The following is a 19,045-nucleotide window of genomic DNA, read 5'->3' as shown; positions in this document are numbered from 1 at the left end:
CCGCCATGACCGATCAGACAGCACGCCATTTCATCGACGGGACCTGGGTCACGGACGGGGCGCTGGGCGACAGCGTGAACCCGGCGGACGACAGCGTTCTGGGCCAGTATCATGCCGGGTCCGCCGCTCTTGTCGCACAAGCGGCACGCACCGCGCGGGCGGCGTTCTTCGGCACCGACTGGGCACATGCCCCGCGCCAACGGGCGCAGGCGTTGTTCGAGTTCGCCGACCGGATGGAGGCGGTGCGCGACGAGATCGTCGACCTGATCGTGGCGGAGAACGGCAAGCTGCGGGCCGAGGCCTTCGGCGAGACGATGGGCTCGATTTCCGAGGTGCGCTACTACGCCGGCCTCGCGCGCAACCTGCGCGGCACGATGCAGGAAGTGATGCCGGGGCAGATGTCGCTGTTTCACCGGGAGGCTGCCGGGGTGGCCGGGATCATCGTGCCGTGGAACGCGCCCGTCACGCTTCTCGTGCGGTCGCTCGGCCCGGCGCTCGCGGCCGGCTGCACCTGCCTCATCAAGCCCGCGCATCAGACGCCGCTGGTTCATGCGCTGATCATGCAGTGTCTGGCCGATTGCCCGTCTTTGCCGCCCGGAGTCGTGAATTCCATCAACGAGAACGGGATCGAGGTCGGGCAGGCCATCGTGTCGTCGCCCGACGTCGACACGATTTCCTTCACCGGGTCGTCGGCAACCGGCAAGGCCATCATGGCCGCCGCCGCGCCGACCCTGAAGCGGGTCGGGCTGGAGCTGGGCGGCAAGGCGCCCGCCGTCATCTTCCCCGACGCAGACCTCGACAAGGCGGTGACCGAGCTGACCCACGGAGCGCTGACCATGGCCGGGCAGATCTGCGTGGCCGCCGCCCGGTTCCTCGTCCACGAGGGCATCGCTGCGGACTTTGAATCCCGGATCAAGGCCGCCTTCGCCGCCGTCCGGGTCGGGCCTGGCAAGGACCCGGACAGTGACATGGGAAGCCTGATCGACCGCGCGAACCTCGACCGTCTCAAGGCGATCATCGAACGTGCGGGGGATGAGGGCGAGATGGTCCTGCGGGGCGAGGCGCTGAACACCGGCGCCTTCCTCACCCCCACGCTGTTTCGCATCGACGACGTCGCCTCATCGCTGGTGCAGGACGAGCTCTTCGGCCCCATCGTGTCGATCGAGACCTTCGCGGATGAGGCGGAGGCGGTGTCCAAGGCGAATGCCACGCCCTATGGCCTCGCCGCCAGCGTCTTCACCACCGACCTGTCGCGTGCCATGCGGATGAGCCGTGCGATCCGCGCGGGGACCGTCTGGCTCAACAGTCACATGAGACTGGCGGCGGAAGCCGAGACGGGGGGCTTCGGCCAGTCCGGGCTCGGCCGGCTCCACGGCCCGGAGGGCCTGCATGATTTCATGGAGACCAAGCACATCTACCTCGAACAGGGGATGATCTGAGCGATGGCGGACCGGATCGAATACGACGTCATCATCGCGGGCGGCGGGCCGGTGGGCATGGGGCTCGCCATCGAATTGGGCCAGCGCGGCATCCCGGTCCTGGTGATCGAGCGGTATCCGGAGCCGCAGCCGATCCCGAAGGGCCAGAACCTGACCCAGCGCACGACCGAAACGCTCCATTTCTGGGGCTGCGAACGGGAACTCCGGGCCGCGCGCTCGATCCCGGATTCGGTCGGGATCGGCGGGCTGACACTCTACGGCCACCTGATGAGCGACTACCACTACGACTGGCTCAACCGGGCCAGCGTCAATGAATACTACTACACGACCAACGAGCGTCTGCCGCAGTACGAAACCGAGCGGGTGCTCCGTGACCGTGCCGCGCAGATCGACTGCATCGACATCCGGTATGGATGGAGCGTCGAGGCGGTGTCGGACACGGGCGATCATGTCGAAGTGGTCGCGACGCAGCGGGAGGGCGGCGCGCGCCGGACCTTCACTGCGCACTACGTCGTCGGGTGCGACGGCAGCCGCTCCACGGTGCGCGAAACCGGCGGCATCCCGCAGATTCAGTCGGACCATGACAAGCTGATGGTACTGCTGGTGTTCCGGTCGATGGAATTGCACGAGCTTCTCAAACGCTATCCGGGCAAGGCGTTCTACAACGTGCTCCACCCCGATCTGAAGGGATACTGGCAGTTCTTCGGTCGCGTCGACATTGGCAGCTTCTTCTTCCACGCCCCGGTTCCTGACGGATCGACCGACGCAGACGATTTCAAAGCGCTCTTGCAGCAGGTCGTGGGCCAGCCCGTCGACCTCGAGATCGACTATGTGGGGTTCTGGGATCTCCGCGTGTCCATCGCGACCCGCTACCGTGCGGGCCGTGTCTTCGTCGCGGGCGATGCGGCGCACAGCCATCCGCCCTATGGCGGCTACGGCATCAACACCGGCTTCGAGGATGCGCGCAACCTGGGCTGGAAACTCGCGGCCCGCCTTCAGGGGTGGGGGAGCGAAGCGCTGCTCGACAGCTACGACGCCGAGAGGCGGCCGGTCTTCGCCTCGACGGCGCGGGACTTCATCGAATATTTCATCGAGGAAGACCGGGCGTTCCTCGAAACCCACGATCCGTCTCAGGACAGGGCCGCGTTCGAGAATGCCTGGGCCAAACGTGCGGCGACCGGGGCCGCCGTGACCAACTTTGAACCGAACTACGAGGGGTCGCCGATCGTGGCGGACCCGGCAGGCAGCCCGAGTGCGCGAGGCACCCACAGTTTCACGGCGCGGGCCGGTCATCACCTTGCCCCGCAAACGCTGTCGGACGGGGCGAACGTGTTTGAGCGGTTGGGCGACGGATACACGCTGCTGAACTTCGGTGCGCCAGGTGCCGGGGCGGGCTGCGCCGATCTCGCGAAGCAAGCTGGTATTCCCTTCGATATCGTCGAGGACAGCGCCGACACGGCTTACGGCGCATCCCTGATCCTCGTGCGCCCGGACCACTATGTCGCCTGGGCGGGCGACGACCCGGCGGACTGCGTGGCGGCGCTGGCGACTGTATCGGGCCTTGAGCAGGCGGTCGACTGAGCCACAGTCGCGGGTTTAAAACCGATCCGCCGGGGTGCCGGATGCGTAAGAGGTGGAAGACAGCAGGATATCCGCCTTGAGCCAGACCGCTTCCAATCCATCCACCGTCTACTACGACGGCGAGTGCCCGCTGTGCCGGGCCGAGATCGCGCTTTACCGCCGCCATGACGGGGCGGGCGCAATCGACCTCGTCGATGTGCGGCGAAGCCCGGCGCGTTTGCCGGAGGGTCTTGGCCGCGAGGCGGCGCTCGGGCGGTTCCACGTTCGTGCGGCGGATGGCGAGATCCTGTCGGGCGCCGCGGCCTTTGCGGAGCTCTGGTCGCGCCTGCCGGGATGGCACCTGCTCGCGCGCTTTGCGCGACTGCCGGGCATCCGGGGGCTTATGGAGCTCGCCTATCGCGGGTTCCTTTTCGCGCGGCCCTTGATCGTAAAGATCTTCGTCCTGCTGTCGCGGGAGCGCCGGAGATGACCGAAACCACGCCGGCCCACGCCACGGGCGAAGCGTCGCCCCGCCGCGACTACTGGCGCGTGGGGTTCCTCGCCATGGCGCTCGCGATGGCGAGCATCCCGATCTACATCCACCTTCCAAGCTTCGCCGCCTCGCGGCTTGGCCTGTCGCTGGCCGAGGTCGGCACCATTCTGCTTCTCATCCGGATCGTGGATTTCCTGCAGGACCCGCTTCTGGGCTGGATGACGGATCGGTGGTCGCACCGGGTCGGTCAGTTCGCCGGCGCCGCGCTGATCGCGCTGGCGGTCGGCTGCATCCTCGTCTTCGCGGTCGAGCCCATAGGGCCGGCCGCGTTGTGGCTGACCGCGGGGCTGCTCGTCACCTTTACCGGCTACAGCCTCGGCACCATCCTGCTCTACGGTCAAAGCGCGGCCTTCACGGCGACCGCGCAGCCGGGGGCGCAGCTTGGCCTCGCCGGGGTGCGCGAGATGGGGATTCTCGTGGGTGTCACGCTCGGTGCGGCGGGGCCTGCGCTCTTGTCCGGCGTGTCGGCATCCGGAGACGGCTATGCGCCCTTCGGCATCGCCATCGCCCTTCTGGCCCTCGTGGCCCTCGTGGTGGCGCGCCCGCTCTGGTCCAAGGCGCAGCCTGCCAACGTGCGGCTGAACTGGTCGGGGTTCATCGGCTCGGGCGGGGCGTGGCTTCTGGTCCTGGCCTTCATCAACAACCTGCCGGTCGCGGTGACGTCGACGCTGTTTCTGTTCTTTGTCGAGGACCGGCTGGGTGTGCCCAACTTCGCCGGTCCCTTCCTGATCCTCTTCTTCATTTCCGCCGGGATCAGCGCGCCGTTCTGGAGCCGGATCACGCAGCGCGTCGGTGCCCGGCGCATTCTGCCGCTGTCCATGAGCCTCGCCATCGTGGCCTTCATCGGGGCCTTCGCGCTGCCAACCGGCGCCACGCTGGCGTTCGCGGTCATCTGCGTCGCCTCGGGCGTGGCGCTGGGGGCGGACATGGTCGTGCTGTCGGCACTGTTCGCGGCGAACCTGCAACGGGCGGGGCTTCAGGCCGGGCAGGCCTTCGGGCTGTGGAATTTTTCGTCCAAGGCGACGCTCGCCATCGCCGCCGGCGTGATCCTGCCCACGCTCCAGTTCTACGGATTCCGCCCGGGTGAGCCCAACACGGCGGAGGCGCTGACGGCCCTCAACCTGAGCTATGCCATCGTGCCCTGCGTGCTCAAGATCGCCGCGATCGTGCTGGTCATGGTCATGCCGCGCCGCATCCTCGACACCGAGGGCTGAGGCGCTTCGCAGTCCACCGGCTCAGGCAGAGGCGAGGTCCGCGCCGATCCGCAGGTTGCGAAGCTTTTTCCACGTCACCTCGGGGTCGATCTTGCCGTAGCCTGCGAAGGTGCCGAAGCCGCAGTCGGTACTGGCGACCACCCTGTCCGCGCCCACGATGTCGATGAAGCGCTGGAGCCGCTGGGCCACGAGCTGCGGGTGTTCGACGTAATTGGAACAGGTGTCGATCACACCGGGCGCGAGCACCTTGTCCGCCGGGATATCCGCATCGCGCCAGACGACCCATTCATGTTCGTGGCAGGGGTTCGCGCTTTCGAACAGGATCGTGTTCGGCCGCGCCGACAGGACCACGTCGATCACCTTTTCGAGCGGGATGTCGTGATCGTGCGGCCCTTCGTAGTTGCCCCAGCACAGATGCATCCGCATCCGGTCGGCGGGCAGCCCCTCGGTCGCCGCGTTCAGCGCTTCGACATTGGCCGCAGCGATCTTGACGAACTCGTCCTCGGACATGTCCTGGTAGCCGGTGTGAGCGGACATGGCGAGGTCCGGGCAGTCGAACTGAATGTCGAGGCCCGCGTCGAGGATCGCCTCGTATTCCGGGCGCATCGCGGCGACGAGCGCCTCGAGATAGGCCTCGTGGCTCGGGTAATAGCGGTTCACCTGGAACGCCGTGATAAGGCCGGGCGAGGCCGCGTTCATGAAGGCGCGCGTGCCGTCGCCCTCGGCCTCCAGCGCCTCCTTGAAACGGCGAATGTCGTCCAGCGCGGGTTGCAGGTCGACAAGCTTCACCTCGTCGATGCAGGAGGCGCGCGTGAACTCCTGGCTGCCCATGATCGCGCTCAGTTTCTTGGCGAGGGCCGGGTGCGCGGCGAGGTCCTTGGCCGGCTTGCGGTCGATGTGTCCGCCGAACCCGCTCAGACGCTCCTGCATGTAGGTGGAATAGCCGACCTTGCCCAATTCGCCGTCGGAGACGACTGAGACGCCGGCCTCCTTCTGATGCCGGACCGCCTCGTTGATCGCGGCCTGCACGGCCTGCTCGAACTCCGCCGGGTCATAGGGCTCGCCCTTGTCCTTGGCGAGCAGAAGCCCGGACAGGTAATCGCCGCGCGGCAGGCTTCCGACATGGGTGGTTTCGATGGTCATGATGAGGTCCCGTCTGGCATCCGATTTCGTCAGGCGCCATCTGACCACCGCGCCGCGCGGAAGACAACCGGCGAAGGCGCTCGCCCTTGCGCGCGGATACCGGATGACGGAACGTGGTGCTGCACTGCGGCGTTGGGGCCCCGACGGATCAAGGAGCAATTCGATGAGCAACTGGACCAAGGAAAACATCCCGGACATGACCGGCAAACGCATTCTGATCACGGGAGGCACCTCGGGGCTGGGCAGGACCGAGACTGAAATCCTTGCGGGGACCGGGGCCGAGGTGATCGTGGCCGCGCGCAACACCGACAAGGGCGACGACGTGGTGCGCAGCATCCGCGAGGCCCGTCCCGACGCGAAGATCGAGATGCGCCAACTGGATCTTGCGAGCCTCGCCTCGATCGAGTCGTTCGCACACCGGTTCACTCAGGATTTCGACCGGCTCGACGTGCTCATCAACAACGCGGGCGTGATGGTGCCGCCCTATGGCAAGACCGAGGACGGGTTCGAACTTCAGATGGGCACCAACCATTTCGGCACCTTCGCGCTGACCGGGCGTCTCCTGCCGCTGCTTCGGCAAACGCCTGACAGCCGTGTGGTCGTGACTTCGAGCATGGCCCACCGGCAGGGTGACCCGGACCTGTCCGACCTCGACTGGACCGAGCGCAAATACAACGCGTGGCAGGCCTACGGGGATTCCAAGATCGCCAACCTCCTGTTCACCTTCGAACTGGACCGGCGTCTCGATGGCAAGGGTCCCCGCGTCATCGCGGCCCACCCCGGTTGGACCGCCACGGACCTTCAGCGGCACTCGGAGGTCGCCAACCTGCTCAACCACGTCTTTGCGATGAAGCCGGAGCAGGGTGCGCTCTCACCGCTGCGCGCCGCGACCGACCCGACTGCGACTTCGGGCGAATACTACGGCCCCACGAAGATGGGCGGAATGCGCGGCTATCCCGAACACGCCACGGCCATTCCGCGCGCCAACGACCGTGACCTCGCCGCCGAACTCTGGGCCGTATCGACCGAGCGCACCGGTGTTTCCTACGACCTCGCGGCCTGAGCCGCAGCGCGTGCCTTTTGCATTCCTTATGCGGAGCGGCCAAGAATAGGAGCCGGGCGGGAAGCCGTGGATCAGAAGGACGGGTCAGCAGGTGGTCAAGAAAACAGGTGAGGTCGCGCTGCGTCAGAACCCCCACGCGGTCAGGGAGCAGCGCGAAAAGAACCTCGAGGTCGCCATCGGGCGGCAGGTGCGCGAGTTGCGCAAGCGTCAGCGCATGACCGGGGCCGACCTCGCGGGGCTCACGGGGCTGTCCGTCGGGATGCTCTCCAAGATCGAGAACGGCGTCATCTCGCCCTCGCTCAATACCATCTCCGCGCTGGCCCACGCCTTGCGCGTGCCGCTGATCCAGCTCTTTTCCGGCTACGAGGAAACGCGGGGTTGTATGCACGTCAAGGCGGGCGAGGGGGCCGAGATCGCGCGGGAAGGCACGCGGGCGGGCCACCAGTACAACCTTCTGGGCCATATCGGGTCGAACAACTCGGGCGTGGTGGTGGAGCCGTATCTCATCACGCTCGACGAGAACTCGCATTTCCAGACGTTCCAGCACGAGGGGATCGAGTTTCTCTATATTCTCGAAGGCAGCGTGAACTATCGCCACGGCGATCAGCGCTACCTTCTGGAACCGGGAGACTCGCTCTTTTTCGACTCGGACGCGCCGCACGGGCCCGAAGACATCCGGGCGACGCCGCTCCGCTATCTCTCCATCATCACCTATCCACAGACGCGCTGACCCGTTCGCGAAGTGCCCGGTTTTTGAGCATCTGTCCCGGCGGCGTGGCAAGTCTGCGCAGGGATTGAGCAGCGCGGGACCGCTTCCCGGAATTTTCCTCTGACGGTCAAAAGTTTCTTTATGAGAAACTAGGTTTCCCTCTAATGAAGGTGCGACGACGCGGAATCGCGTCTTGGCAACGTCACGAGGAGACTACCCATGTGCGGCATTGTTGGCCTGTTTCTGAAGTCCGACGATCTGCGCCCCAAGCTGGGCGACATGCTGACCGATATGCTCATCACCATGACCGACCGCGGCCCAGACAGCGCGGGCATCGCGATCTATGGCGACGAGGCGGAGGGGCGCATCAAGGTCACCGTGCAGGCGGATGCGCCCGAGACGGCCTTTGCCGGTCTCGAGGATGCGCTTGAAGAGGCCGGCTTCGCCGCCTCCCTGAAGGTGATCGACACCCACGCGGTCGTCACGCTCCCCACCGAAGCCGAGGAGGCCGCCGTCGCCTGGCTCGAAGCGCGCGGTCTTCGGATCATGGGCGTGGGATCGACGATGGAAATCTACAAGGAGGTCGGCCTGCCGCGCGACGTCGCCGCCCGGTTCGGCCTGCGTGACATGGGCGGAAGCCACGGGATCGGCCACACGCGGATGGCCACCGAGTCAGCCGTGACGACGATGGGGGCGCACCCGTTCTCGACCGCCGACGATCAGTGCCTCGTCCACAACGGCTCGCTCTCGAACCACAACCAGATGCGCCGCAAGCTCGCGCGCAAGGGCGTGTTGACCCGTTCCGAGAACGACACCGAGGTTGGCGCGGCCTATATCTCGTCGCGCATCGCCGAGGGGGCCACGCTGGGCGAGGCGCTGGAAGGGACCATCGACGACCTCGACGGCTTTTTCACTTTCGTCACCGGCACCAAGACCGGCTTCGGCGTCGTGCGCGACCCCATTGCCTGCAAACCCGCCGTCATGGCCGAGACCGACGACTACGTCGCCTTCGCCAGCGAATACCGGGCCTTTGCCGACCTGCCGGGCATCGACGCCGCGCGGGTGTGGGAACCGGAACCCGCCACCGTCTATTTCTGGGAGCGCTGAGATGCAGAGCTTGGACATGTCCTCCGTGGACCTGCGCACGGTCAACGAGACCTTGCAGGCCGCCGCGAAATCGCAAGCCAACGCGACCTACGAAATCACCAATCCGCGCGGATCGCACGCCGTCGCGGTCGGACTCGACGGGCCGCTGTCGGTCACTGTGAAGGGGTCCACCGGCTATTACTGCGCCGGGATGAACAAGACCGCCTCGGTCCGGGTGGTGGGATCGACAGGGCCGGGCGTGGCCGAGAACATGATGTCCGGCGAAGTGGTGATCGAGGGCGACGCCTCGCAATACGCGGGCGCCACGGGTCATGGCGGCCTTCTCAACATCAAGGGCAACGCTTCGTCGCGCTGCGGCATTTCCATGAAGGGCATCGACATCGTCGTGCATGGCAACATCGGCCACATGTCCGCCTTCATGGCGCAGAAGGGCAACCTCGTCGTGCTGGGCGACGCCGGCGACGCGCTGGGCGACTCGCTCTACGAGGCGCGGCTGTTCGTGCGCGGGTCGGTCAAATCGTTGGGCGCCGACTGCATCGAGAAAGAGATGCGGTCCGAACACATCGACATCCTCAAGGACCTGCTGGACCGCGCGGGCGCGGACGCGAAGCCCGAGGAGTTCAGGCGCTACGGCTCGGCGCGCCAGCTTTACAACTTCAAGATCGACAACGTCGACGCCTACTGAGGAGCGGACCATGACCCATCAGACATTGCCCCGACAGTCCTGGACCTTCTCCAACGACATCAACTCGGAAATCCGCCGCGCGGCCGAGACGGGCATCTACGACATCCGGGGCGGCGGGACGAAACGGCGGGTGCCGCATTTCGACGACCTGCTGTTCCTCGGCGCGTCCATGTCGCGCTACCCGCTGGAGGGCTACCGCGAGAAGTGCGACACGAGCGTGACGCTGGGCACCCGGTTCGCCAAGAAGCCCATCGAGCTCAAGATCCCGATCACCATCGCGGGCATGTCCTTCGGCGCGCTCTCAGGCAACGCAAAGGAGGCGCTGGGGCGCGGCGCCACGATGGCCGGCACCTCGACCACCACCGGCGACGGCGGCATGACCGAGGAAGAGCGCGGACATTCCGAGAAACTCGTCTACCAGTACCTGCCCAGCCGTTACGGCATGAACCCCGACGACCTTCGCCGGGCGGATGCGATCGAGGTGGTCGTGGGGCAGGGCGCCAAACCCGGCGGCGGCGGGATGCTTCTGGGTCAGAAGATCACCGAGCGGGTCGCGGGGATGCGTGACCTGCCGGTGGGGATCGACCAGCGTTCGGCCTGCCGCCACCCGGACTGGACCGGCCCGGATGACCTCGAGATCAAGATCATGGAACTGCGCGAGATCACGGGGTGGGAGAAACCCATCTACATCAAGATCGGCGGCGCGCGGCCCTATTACGACACGGCGCTTGCCGTGAAGGCCGGGGCGGATGTCGTTGTGCTCGACGGGATGCAGGGCGGCACGGCGGCGACGCAGGACGTGTTCATCGAACACGTCGGCCAACCCACGCTCGCCTGTATCCGGCCCGCCGTTCAGGCGCTTCAGGACCTTGGAATGCACCGCGAAGTGCAGCTCGTCGTCTCCGGCGGCATCCGCAGTGGCGCGGACGTGGCCAAGGCGCTCGCCCTCGGGGCCGACGCGGTGGCCATCGGCACCGCCGCCCTGATCGCGCTGGGCGACAACGACCCGCAATGGGAAGAAGAATACCAAAAGCTCGGCACCACCACCGGCGCCTATGATGACTGGCACGAGGGCCGCGATCCGGCGGGCATCACCACCCAGGACCCGGAACTGGCCAAGCGGCTGGACCCGACCGCGACCGGGCGACGCCTTCGCAACTATCTCAACGTGATGACGCTGGAATGTCAGACAATCGCGCGGGCCTGCGGCCACAACCATGTGCACAACCTTGAACCCGAGGACCTGTGCGCGCTCACGATGGAAGCCGCCGCGATGGCGCAGGTGCCGCTGGCCGGCACCAACTGGTACCCCGGCAAATCCGGCTTCTAGGACGACCGCGGACGGGGTCGCTGGCCCCGCCCGCGACCAACAGGGAAAGAGGGAAAGACGATGAGCAAGCTCACGGCATTCGCCAAGAAGACAGGCGTGAAATACTTCATGGTGTCCTACACGGACCTGTTCGGGGGACAGCGGGCCAAGCTGGTGCCCGCCGCCGCCATCGCGGACATGGAGGAGGACGGGGCCGGTTTCGCAGGCTTCGCCACATGGCTCGATCTCACGCCTGCCCATCCTGACATGCTCGCGGTGCCCGATGCCGACGCGGTGATCCAGCTCCCGTGGAAGCCCGAGGTCGCCTGGGTCCCGGCCGATTGCGTGATGGAGGGCGCGCCGGTCGATCAGGCCCCGCGCAACGTGCTCAAGCGTATGGTGGCCGCCGCAGCAGACTCCGGCCTCAGGGTCAAGACCGGGGTGGAGGCCGAATTCTTCCTCCTGTCGCCGGAGGGCGTCACGATCTCGGACCCGTTCGATACCGCCGAGAAACCCTGTTACGACCAGCAGGCGGTGATGCGCCGCTATGACGTGATCGCGGAAATCTGCGATTACATGCTGGAGCTGGGCTGGGGCCCCTACCAGAACGACCACGAGGACGCGAACGGGCAGTTCGAGATGAACTGGGATTTCGACGACGCGCTCGTCACCGCCGACCGCCATTCGTTCTTCAAGTTCATGGTCAAGAGCGTGGCCGAAAAGCACGGGCTGCGCGCCACCTTCATGCCCAAGCCCATCGAGGGGCTGACGGGCAACGGCTGCCACGCTCATATCTCGGTCTGGGACATGGACGGCAAGACCAACGCCTTTGCCGGCGACGGCGGCGGGCAGATCGGCGAGGTGGGGCTGTCCGAGCAGGGCGGTCAGTTCCTCGGCGGCATCATGAAACATGCCGAGGCGCTGGCGGCGATCACCAACCCGACCGTGAACAGCTACAAGCGCATCAACGCGCCGCGCACCATGTCCGGCGCGACCTGGGCGCCCAACACTGTCACCTGGACCGGCAACAACCGCACCCACATGGTGCGCGTGCCGGGGCCGGGGCGCTTCGAGCTGCGCCTGCCGGACGGGGCGACGAACCCCTATCTCCTGCAAGCCGTCATCATCGCGGCCGGCCTATCCGGCATCAAGTCCAAGGCCGATCCGGGCAAGCGCTACGACATCGACATGTATGCCGAGGGCCATACCGTCACGGACGCGCCGCGCCTGCCGCTCAACATGCTCGACGCGGTGCGCGCCTTCGACAATGACGCGGAACTCAAGTCGATGCTGGGCGACGGTTTCGCCGCCTCCTACGTCAAGATGAAGCATCAGGAGTGGAATTCGTTCGTCTCGCATTTCTCCCGCTGGGAGAAAGAGAACACGCTCGACATCTGAACGCGGGGAGTGCGCCCTGCCGGGGAGAAGACCCATGACATTCTCGGGACTGCGCGTCGTGAAGGAGGCGCTGACCGGCCACAAGGGCTGGAAACCGCTCTGGCGCAATCCGGAGCCGAAGCCCTCCTATGACGTGGTCGTCGTGGGCGGCGGGGGTCATGGCCTCGCCACCGCCTACACCCTCGCCGCGACCTACGGGATCACCAATGTCGCTGTGCTGGAAAAGGGTTGGCTCGGTTCGGGCAACATCGGACGCAACACGACGATCATCCGGTCGAACTACCTCCTGCCCGGCAACCAGCCGTTCTACGAGTTCTCGATGAAGCTGTGGGAGCGGCAGGAGCAGGACCTCAATTTCAACTCGATGGTCAGCCAGCGCGGGATCATCAACCTGTTTCACACCGATGGACAGCGCGACGCCTACCGCCGCCGCGGCAACGCGATGCACCTGTCGGGCGCGGACGGGCGGCTTCTGACACGCGAGGAACTGCGCGAGAAGGTGCCGTTCCTCAACTTCGACAACGCGCGGTTCCCGATCAAAGGCGGGCTGATGCAGAGCCGCGCGGGCACGGCGCGTCACGATGGCGTTGCGTGGGGCTATGCCCGCGCCGCCGATATGCGCGGCGTGGACATCATCCAGAATTGCGAGGTGACGGGCTTCCGGATGGAGGGTGGCCGCGTCACCGGGGTCGAGACGACACGCGGCACCATCGGGGCCGGGAAGGTCGGCGTCGCCGTGGCCGGATCGTCCTCACGCGTCATGGCGATGGCGGGAATGCGCCTGCCGATCGAGAGCCACGTCTTGCAGGCCTTCGTCTCCGAAGGGCTGAAGCCGACCATCCCGGGCGTCGTCACCTTCGGCGCCGGGCATTTCTACGTCAGCCAGTCCGACAAGGGCGGGCTGGTCTTCGGCGGCGATCTCGACGGCTACAATTCCTATGCCCAACGCGGCGGCCTGCCCACGGTCGAGGATGTGATCGAGGGGGGCATGGCGCTCATGCCGATGATCGGACGGGCGCGGCTCTTGCGGTCATGGGGCGGGATCATGGACATGTCGATGGACGGCTCGCCCATCATCGACCGCACCCATATCGACGGGCTCTATTTCAACGGCGGCTGGTGCTACGGCGGGTTCAAGGCAACGCCGGCCTCCGGTTATGCCTTCGCCCATCTCCTCGCCACCGACACGCCGCACGAAACCGCGCGCGCCTATCGCTTCGACCGGTTCGCACGCGGGCATGTGATCGACGAAAAGGGCGTCGGCGCCCAACCCAACCTGCATTGAGAAGGCATCCATGCTGATCCCTCACCCGCTGCTCGGAGCGCGCGATGCGCAGGAGTTCACCTACCTCGGTGACGCGTCCCTGATGGACCGTCCCGACCCGAACGGGCCAGAGGCCGAGGCGGCCTTCTGCGACTACGTCTTCCTGCGCGACAACCCGGCGGGCGTGCACCGCGAGCTTTGGTTTCACGAGCAGGGGGACCGGTCGTGGCTGGTGGTCACGCGCGACACGGTCACCCATGAAATCCTCGGTGCCGAACTGGCGCGGGACGTGAAGCGGGGGGCGCAGACATGACCCGGCTCACCGGCGGTCTGATCGACCGCGAAAAGCCGCTCGACTTCACCTTCGACGGGCGGTCCTACTCGGGCTACGCGGGCGACACGCTTGCCGCCGCCCTGATGGCGAACGGCGTGGACCTGATCGGGCGGAGCTTCAAGTATCACCGCCCGCGCGGCGTGCTCTCCGCCGGGTCGGAAGAGCCCAACGCCCTCGTCACCCTGCGCGACGGCGCGCGGGCGGAACCCAACACGCGGGCGACGGTGGCGGAGCTTTATGCGGGCCTCACGGCACGCTCGCAAAACCATGTCGGGTCGCTCGAACGCGATCTGCTGGCCGTGAACGACCTCCTGTCGCCGCTCTTCGCTGCGGGGTTCTATTACAAAACCTTCATGTGGCCGCGCACCTTCTGGGAAAAGCTCTACGAACCGGCGATCCGCCGCGCCGCGGGTCTGGGTGCGCTGTCGATGGAGCCGGACCCGGACGCTTACGACAAGGGGTTCCTGCATTGCGATCTACTGGTCATCGGCGCGGGTGCGGCAGGGCTGATGGCCGCGTTGACGGCGGGGCGGGCCGGGGCAAAGGTGATCCTCGCGGATGAGGATATGCGGCCCGGCGGGCGGCTGCTGGCCGAGAGCGACTTGTTGAACGACGCCCCCGCGCACGAGTGGGTCCGGGCGGTGCGCGCCGAACTCGCGTCCTTCCCGAACGTGCGGTTCATGCCGCGCACCACGGTTTTCGGCGTTTACGATCACGGCATCTACGGTGCGGTGGAACGGGTGGCGGACCACCTGCCCACACCCGGTGACGGGGTGCGCCAGACGTTCTGGCGGATCACCGCGAAACGCGCGGTTCTGGCGGCAGGCGCGATCGAGCGGCACATCCCCTTTGCCGACAACGACCGGCCCGGCATCCTGCTTGCGGGTGCGATGCGGGCCTATGCGAACCGTTGGGCGACGCTGCCGGGTCGCGCGGGCGCACCTGTCGCGGTGTTCACCAATGGCGACGACGGGCACCGCACGGCGCGCGACCTCGTGGCCAAGGGCGTGCCTGTGCTGGGCGTCGTCGACACGCGCGAAGATGCGCAGGCCTTTGGTGACTACGAGGTTTTCCGGGGCGCGACCGTCACCGGCACGCGCGGTCGGCGTGGGTTGCGCGCGATCCAGATCACGCGCGGCGCCACGGCCACATGGCACGACGTGGGCGCGCTGGGCGTCGCGGGCGGCTGGAACCCCAATGTCCACCTCGCCTCGCACCATCGCGGGCGGCCCGTTTGGAAAGCCGATCTCCTCGCCTTCGTGCCGGGTGCGGACGGGCCGAAGGGCCTTTTCCCGGCCGGAGCGGTCGCAGGACGGGGCGGCACCGCCTCGGCGCTGGCGGATGGGGTTCGCGCGGCGACGACGGCCCTTGCCGATATCGGCATGACCGCCCCCAAGGTCGCGCTTCCAGAGGCCAGCGATGTCCCGCACGCGCAGGCCGCGTTCTGGCACGTCCCCGGCAAACGCCGTGCCTGGGTCGACTTTCAGAATGACGTGACGGTCAAGGACATCGCGCTCGCCCATACCGAAAACATGCGCTCGGTGGAGCATCTCAAGCGCTGGACCACGCTGGGCATGGCGACGGATCAGGGCAAGACGTCCAACATCGCCGCCCTCGCGGTGATGGCGGAGCAGACCGGCCAGACGATCCCCGGGACCGGAACGACGATCTTCCGCCCACCCTATACCGGCGTCTCCCTGTCGGTGCTAGGCGGCGGGGATACCGGCAAGCATTTCCGGCCCACGCGCCTCACTCCGACGCATGACTGGGCGGCGGCGCAGGGTGCGACTTTCGTCGAGGTCGGACCTTGGATGCGCGCGCAGATGTTTCCCCGCGCGGGCGAGGGCCACTGGCGCGAAACGGTGGATCGGGAGGTCACGGCGGTCCGCTCCGCCGTCGGCATCTGCGACGTGACCACACTGGGCAAGATCGACGTGCAGGGGGCCGATGCGGCCGAGTTCCTCAACCGCGTCTACGCCAACATGATGGCGACGCTGAAGGTCGGGCGGGTGCGCTACGGCCTGATGCTGCGCGAGGACGGGCATCTCTACGATGACGGCACCTGCGCCCGGCTGGGCGAAGATCACTTCGTGGTCACGACCACCACGGCCAACGCGGGCGCGGTCTATCGCAACATGGAATTCGCCCGCCAGTGCCTCTGGCCCGACCTGGACGTTCAGCTCATCTCGACCACCGATGCCTGGGCGCAGATCGCCGTGGCCGGGCCCAAGTCGCGCGCGCTCCTTGAGCGGATCGTGGACGACACCGACCTGTCGAACGAGGCCTTCCCCTTCATGGCCTGTGCCGCGCTCACAATCTGCGGCGGCCTTCGCGCGCGGCTTTTTCGCATCTCGTTCTCGGGCGAACTGGCCTATGAACTGGCCGTGCCCGCCCGCTACGGCCATGCGCTCATGGAACGCTTGGCCGAACGAGGGGCGGACCTCGGTGTCACACCATACGGCACCGAAGCTTTGGGGGTGCTCCGGATCGAGAAGGGCCACGCCACCGGGGCCGAGATCACCGGGCAGACCACCGCCTCGATGCTCGGACTGGGCAGGATGGTCTCGGCCAAGAAGGACGCCCTCGGCGCGGTCATGTCGCGGCGCGAAGGGCTGGCGGCTGAGGCTTGGCGACTGGTGGGGCTGAAACCTGTGGGGGGTGACGGGCCGATCCTGGCCGGGTCGCACCTGTTCACCGAGGGTGCGGTCCGCACCTTGGACACGGATCAGGGCTGGGTCACATCGGCCTGCTACTCGCCCAATCTCGGCCGCCATATCGCGCTCGGCTACCTCGAACACGGCGACACGCGCATGGGCGAGCGGATCGTCGCGGCCAACCCGCTCGAAGGGCAGGAAATGGCGGTCGAAGTCGTCTCGCCCGATTTCGTCGATCCTGAAGGAGTGCGTCTGCGTGACTGACCTGACCCCCGTAACGGCCCTCGGCGCCTCGACCGCGCGGCGTGAAAGCTTCGGCCCGCTTACCATCACCGAGGTCCCCGATGTCGGCCTCGCCTCGCTCGCGCTGCGGCAGGGGCAGGCCGTGCCCACGCCCTTCGGCCTGACCTTGCCCGCACCGGGACGGGCGGTCACGGGCAAGACGGCGTCCGCCTTCTGGACCGGGCCGGATCAATGGATGATCGAGGGGCCGGGGCAGGGCGAGGCGGATTTCGCAGCACGGGTGCGGGACGAAGCGCCGGGCTGCATCGTCACCGAGCAGACCGACGGTTTCGTGGTCGTCGAGATTACGTCCGACGCGGGCGCGGCCCCGCTCGAGGCGCTCATGGAAATGCTGGTGAACGTCGACCCCGGGACGTTCGGCCCGGGGCAGGCGACCCGCACCGCCATGCATCACCTGACGGTCTTTCTCCTGCGACGGGCCGAGGACCGGCTTTCGGTTCTCGTCATGCGCAGTTTCGCGCGCGCCGCCTGGCACGCGCTGGCCGAGACCGCCGGACGGCAGGCCCGCTAGACCGCCCGCGTCAGCCCGAAACGTCGAGCCCGTCGCGGAAGTCGTTCCACCCGGCATCGACGGACGATGGCGTGTCCAGCCAGTGCTGGAGCGGCCCGCCCGTCACCGGATCGGTCGCCGGGATGGGCAGCGACATGATGAGCTTGGCGGCGGCGCGGAAGTCGGCGTCGCTCACGAATTCTTCCTGGATGTTGTCCCAGTCGCGGCCCTCGGGGTAGCCCCCGATGACCATCACGTCGTCGGAATTGCCCGTCATGGCGTGCGATACGCCCGCCGGCATCACCACCACGTCGCCCGCCTCGACCCGGACCTGCGTGCCGCCCTTGCCGAACAGCTCCAGCTCCATCCAGCCGTCGGCGACGCCGAGGCATTCGTGGGTCGTCGAATGGAAGTGGTGATAAAGGTAAATGCCCGGATAGTGCCAGTTGTTGAGCCACCCGTTTGTCTGGAACCGGCCGCGCACGGCGTCCATGCCGCCGCCCGGAACGCCGCCGCGATGGATGAGCAGCGGAAAGCGGCTGTTGGGCACGCGGCCTCGCGGCATCGATGTATGTACTTCAATATTGCTGGTCATGAATGTCCTCCCCTTACCCATGCGTAACATGGAAACGACAAGGGGCGACTCGCGCCGCCCCTTGTCATTCGATCAGTTGCCACCCCAGGCGCCGGGGTAGTTGGCCATGTCCTCGCACCCGCACATGGCGTAGTGCAGCGGCGGCATCGCCGGGTTGACGTACTCGTCAAGGTTGTCCTGCGTGATGGCCGGTTGCGGCAGCACCCACTCCGGACCCGGCAGCGCCTCGCCCTCGATCACACGGGCCGCGGCGATAACCGCAGTGCGCCACTGGAACGTCGGATAGGTCGGCGCGATGGCGGTGAGGCCCTCGTCCTGCCACTTGCGCAGGAAGTCCTGCTGATCCTCGCCCACGAAGACGGGGATCTCGTAGCCGGAATCTTCGAACGCTTCGATGGCGGCCACGGCAGTCGCACCCGCATCCATCCACACGGCGTCGATATTGCCGCGCATCAGGTAGTCTTCCACGATGGATTTGGTCTTGGCATTGTCCCCATCGGTGAACTCGGCACCCACGATGTTCAGACCGGCTTCGTCGAGAATGCGGCGACCGGCGGAATAGCGGGTCTCGAGCACGTCAACGCCCGGAAGAATGCGCAGCATCAGGACGTCCGCCCCTTCTTCCACATTCTCGGCGATGAACTCGGCGCCTTGAATGCCGAAGCCGTAGCCACCGACGGGGTGCACGAACGTGACCGGGCAGTCGGTGTTCACGCCTCGGTCGAAGACGATGACCGGCATCGCCTCACAGGCACGTTCGACCGCGGGGGTCAGCGCCGCCGTGGTGTTGGGCGACACGATCATCACGTCGCAGTCACCGCCTGCGAGCAGGTCGTCGATGTCGGCGATCTGCTTGTCGTCCGACCCTTCGGCGTCGACATGGATGAACTCGGCGATCGAGTCGTGGTTTTCGACCTCTTCGGTCATGTTGGTATAGCCCACGACCCGCCACGGGTTGTTCACCCCCGCGTTCGAAAAGCAGACCGTCGCCGGGCCTTCGATGCCCAGATCGGCGGTCTCGACCATGCCGTCACCGATATGCTGAAGCCACGGCTGGCCTTCGGGGCCCATCGGCTCGGCCTGCAACTGCTCCTGCTGTTTTGCGAATTCCTCCGGGTCGTCGAAGTTCTGGGCGTGAAGGGGCGCAAGGCTGAGGGCCAGCGCTCCCGTCGCCATCAGGAAATGTTTCATCTCTCTCTCCCTAGTGGTTGGGGGGACGCACACA

17 protein-coding genes are annotated in these 19,045 nt (G+C 66.8%); 14 read left to right on the top strand and 3 right to left on the bottom strand.

The features are described from left to right. The first annotated feature begins 5 nt into the window (after window positions 1-5). The 4 genes from B2585_RS11210 (at window position 6) to B2585_RS11195 (ending at window position 4,766) form a co-directional block, all read left to right on the top strand. Complete coding sequence (locus B2585_RS11210) at window positions 6-1,439, top strand: aldehyde dehydrogenase family protein (RefSeq protein ID WP_292023065.1); 1,434 nt, start codon at window positions 6-8, stop codon at window positions 1,437-1,439. A 3-nt stretch (window positions 1,440-1,442) separates the two neighbouring features. Continuing rightward, window positions 1,443-3,020, top strand: a complete 1,578-nt coding sequence (locus B2585_RS11205) for an FAD-dependent monooxygenase (protein ID WP_292023064.1) — start codon at window positions 1,443-1,445, stop codon at window positions 3,018-3,020. A 76-nt stretch (window positions 3,021-3,096) separates the two neighbouring features. Continuing rightward, a complete protein-coding gene (locus B2585_RS11200; protein ID WP_292023062.1) occupies window positions 3,097-3,489 on the top strand; it encodes a thiol-disulfide oxidoreductase DCC family protein in 393 nt (130 codons plus the stop codon). Then, complete coding sequence (locus tag B2585_RS11195) at window positions 3,486-4,766, top strand: MFS transporter (RefSeq protein ID WP_339717829.1); 1,281 nt, start codon at window positions 3,486-3,488, stop codon at window positions 4,764-4,766. Before B2585_RS11200 ends, B2585_RS11195 begins: the two co-directional genes overlap by 4 nt. Window positions 4,767-4,787: 21 nt before the next feature. Here the strand turns inward: B2585_RS11195 and B2585_RS11190 are convergent, their stop codons facing one another. Beyond that, entirely contained in the window at window positions 4,788-5,909 is a 1,122-nt protein-coding gene (locus tag B2585_RS11190; RefSeq protein WP_292023060.1) for a cobalamin-independent methionine synthase II family protein, read from the bottom strand. Window positions 5,910-6,072: 163 nt separating this feature from the next. Here B2585_RS11190 and B2585_RS11185 point away from each other — a divergent pair, with 163 nt between their 5' ends. From B2585_RS11185 to B2585_RS11140, 10 genes are all read left to right on the top strand, one after another. Continuing rightward, window positions 6,073-6,972 (top strand): oxidoreductase, encoded by a 900-nt coding sequence (locus tag B2585_RS11185; RefSeq protein WP_292023057.1) that lies wholly within the window; start codon window positions 6,073-6,075, stop codon window positions 6,970-6,972. Between the two features lie 91 nt (window positions 6,973-7,063). Next, window positions 7,064-7,702: a helix-turn-helix domain-containing protein gene (locus B2585_RS11180; protein WP_292023056.1), complete on the top strand. Its 639-nt coding sequence runs from the start codon at window positions 7,064-7,066 to the stop codon at window positions 7,700-7,702. 198 nt (window positions 7,703-7,900) lie between these two features. Continuing rightward, entirely contained in the window at window positions 7,901-8,788 is an 888-nt protein-coding gene (locus B2585_RS11175) for a class II glutamine amidotransferase (RefSeq protein WP_292023054.1), read from the top strand. A 1-nt stretch (window position 8,789) separates the two neighbouring features. Then, window positions 8,790-9,473, top strand: coding sequence for a protein GlxC (locus B2585_RS11170; RefSeq protein ID WP_292023052.1), 684 nt, complete (start codon window positions 8,790-8,792; stop codon window positions 9,471-9,473). Between the two features lie 10 nt (window positions 9,474-9,483). Continuing rightward, entirely contained in the window at window positions 9,484-10,803 is a 1,320-nt protein-coding gene (locus B2585_RS11165; RefSeq protein ID WP_292023050.1) for an FMN-binding glutamate synthase family protein, read from the top strand. Between the two features lie 60 nt (window positions 10,804-10,863). Then, window positions 10,864-12,180 (top strand): type III glutamate--ammonia ligase, encoded by a 1,317-nt coding sequence (glnT, locus tag B2585_RS11160; RefSeq protein ID WP_292023048.1) that lies wholly within the window; start codon window positions 10,864-10,866, stop codon window positions 12,178-12,180. 34 nt (window positions 12,181-12,214) lie between these two features. After that, window positions 12,215-13,465, top strand: coding sequence for a sarcosine oxidase subunit beta family protein (locus tag B2585_RS11155; protein WP_292023046.1), 1,251 nt, complete (start codon window positions 12,215-12,217; stop codon window positions 13,463-13,465). Window positions 13,466-13,475: 10 nt separating this feature from the next. Further along, window positions 13,476-13,757 (top strand): sarcosine oxidase subunit delta, encoded by a 282-nt coding sequence (locus B2585_RS11150; RefSeq protein WP_292023044.1) that lies wholly within the window; start codon window positions 13,476-13,478, stop codon window positions 13,755-13,757. After that, window positions 13,754-16,696, top strand: coding sequence for a sarcosine oxidase subunit alpha family protein (locus B2585_RS11145; RefSeq protein WP_292023043.1), 2,943 nt, complete (start codon window positions 13,754-13,756; stop codon window positions 16,694-16,696). Before B2585_RS11150 ends, B2585_RS11145 begins: the two co-directional genes overlap by 4 nt. After that, the gene (locus B2585_RS11140; RefSeq protein WP_292023041.1) at window positions 16,689-17,246 is read left to right on the top strand and encodes a sarcosine oxidase subunit gamma; all 558 of its coding nucleotides are present in this window, start codon (window positions 16,689-16,691) and stop codon (window positions 17,244-17,246) included. Before B2585_RS11145 ends, B2585_RS11140 begins: the two co-directional genes overlap by 8 nt. Window positions 17,247-17,256: 10 nt before the next feature. Here the strand turns inward: B2585_RS11140 and B2585_RS11135 are convergent, their stop codons facing one another. Together B2585_RS11135 and B2585_RS11130 are read right to left on the bottom strand one after the other, a co-directional pair. After that, window positions 17,257-17,820 carry a cupin domain-containing protein gene (locus tag B2585_RS11135; protein WP_292023040.1) on the bottom strand — a complete coding sequence of 188 codons (564 nt, stop codon included), beginning with the start codon at window positions 17,818-17,820 and terminating at the stop codon, window positions 17,257-17,259. Window positions 17,821-17,892: 72 nt separating this feature from the next. Continuing rightward, window positions 17,893-19,011: a substrate-binding domain-containing protein gene (locus B2585_RS11130; protein WP_292023038.1), complete on the bottom strand. Its 1,119-nt coding sequence runs from the start codon at window positions 19,009-19,011 to the stop codon at window positions 17,893-17,895. Window positions 19,012-19,045 lie beyond the last annotated feature (34 nt).

Origin of the sequence: Maritimibacter sp. UBA3975 (genome assembly GCF_002384975.1) — a bacterium.
Lineage (GTDB): Bacteria > Pseudomonadota > Alphaproteobacteria > Rhodobacterales > Rhodobacteraceae > Maritimibacter.
This window is presented reverse-complemented; position numbering and strand designations above follow the sequence as displayed.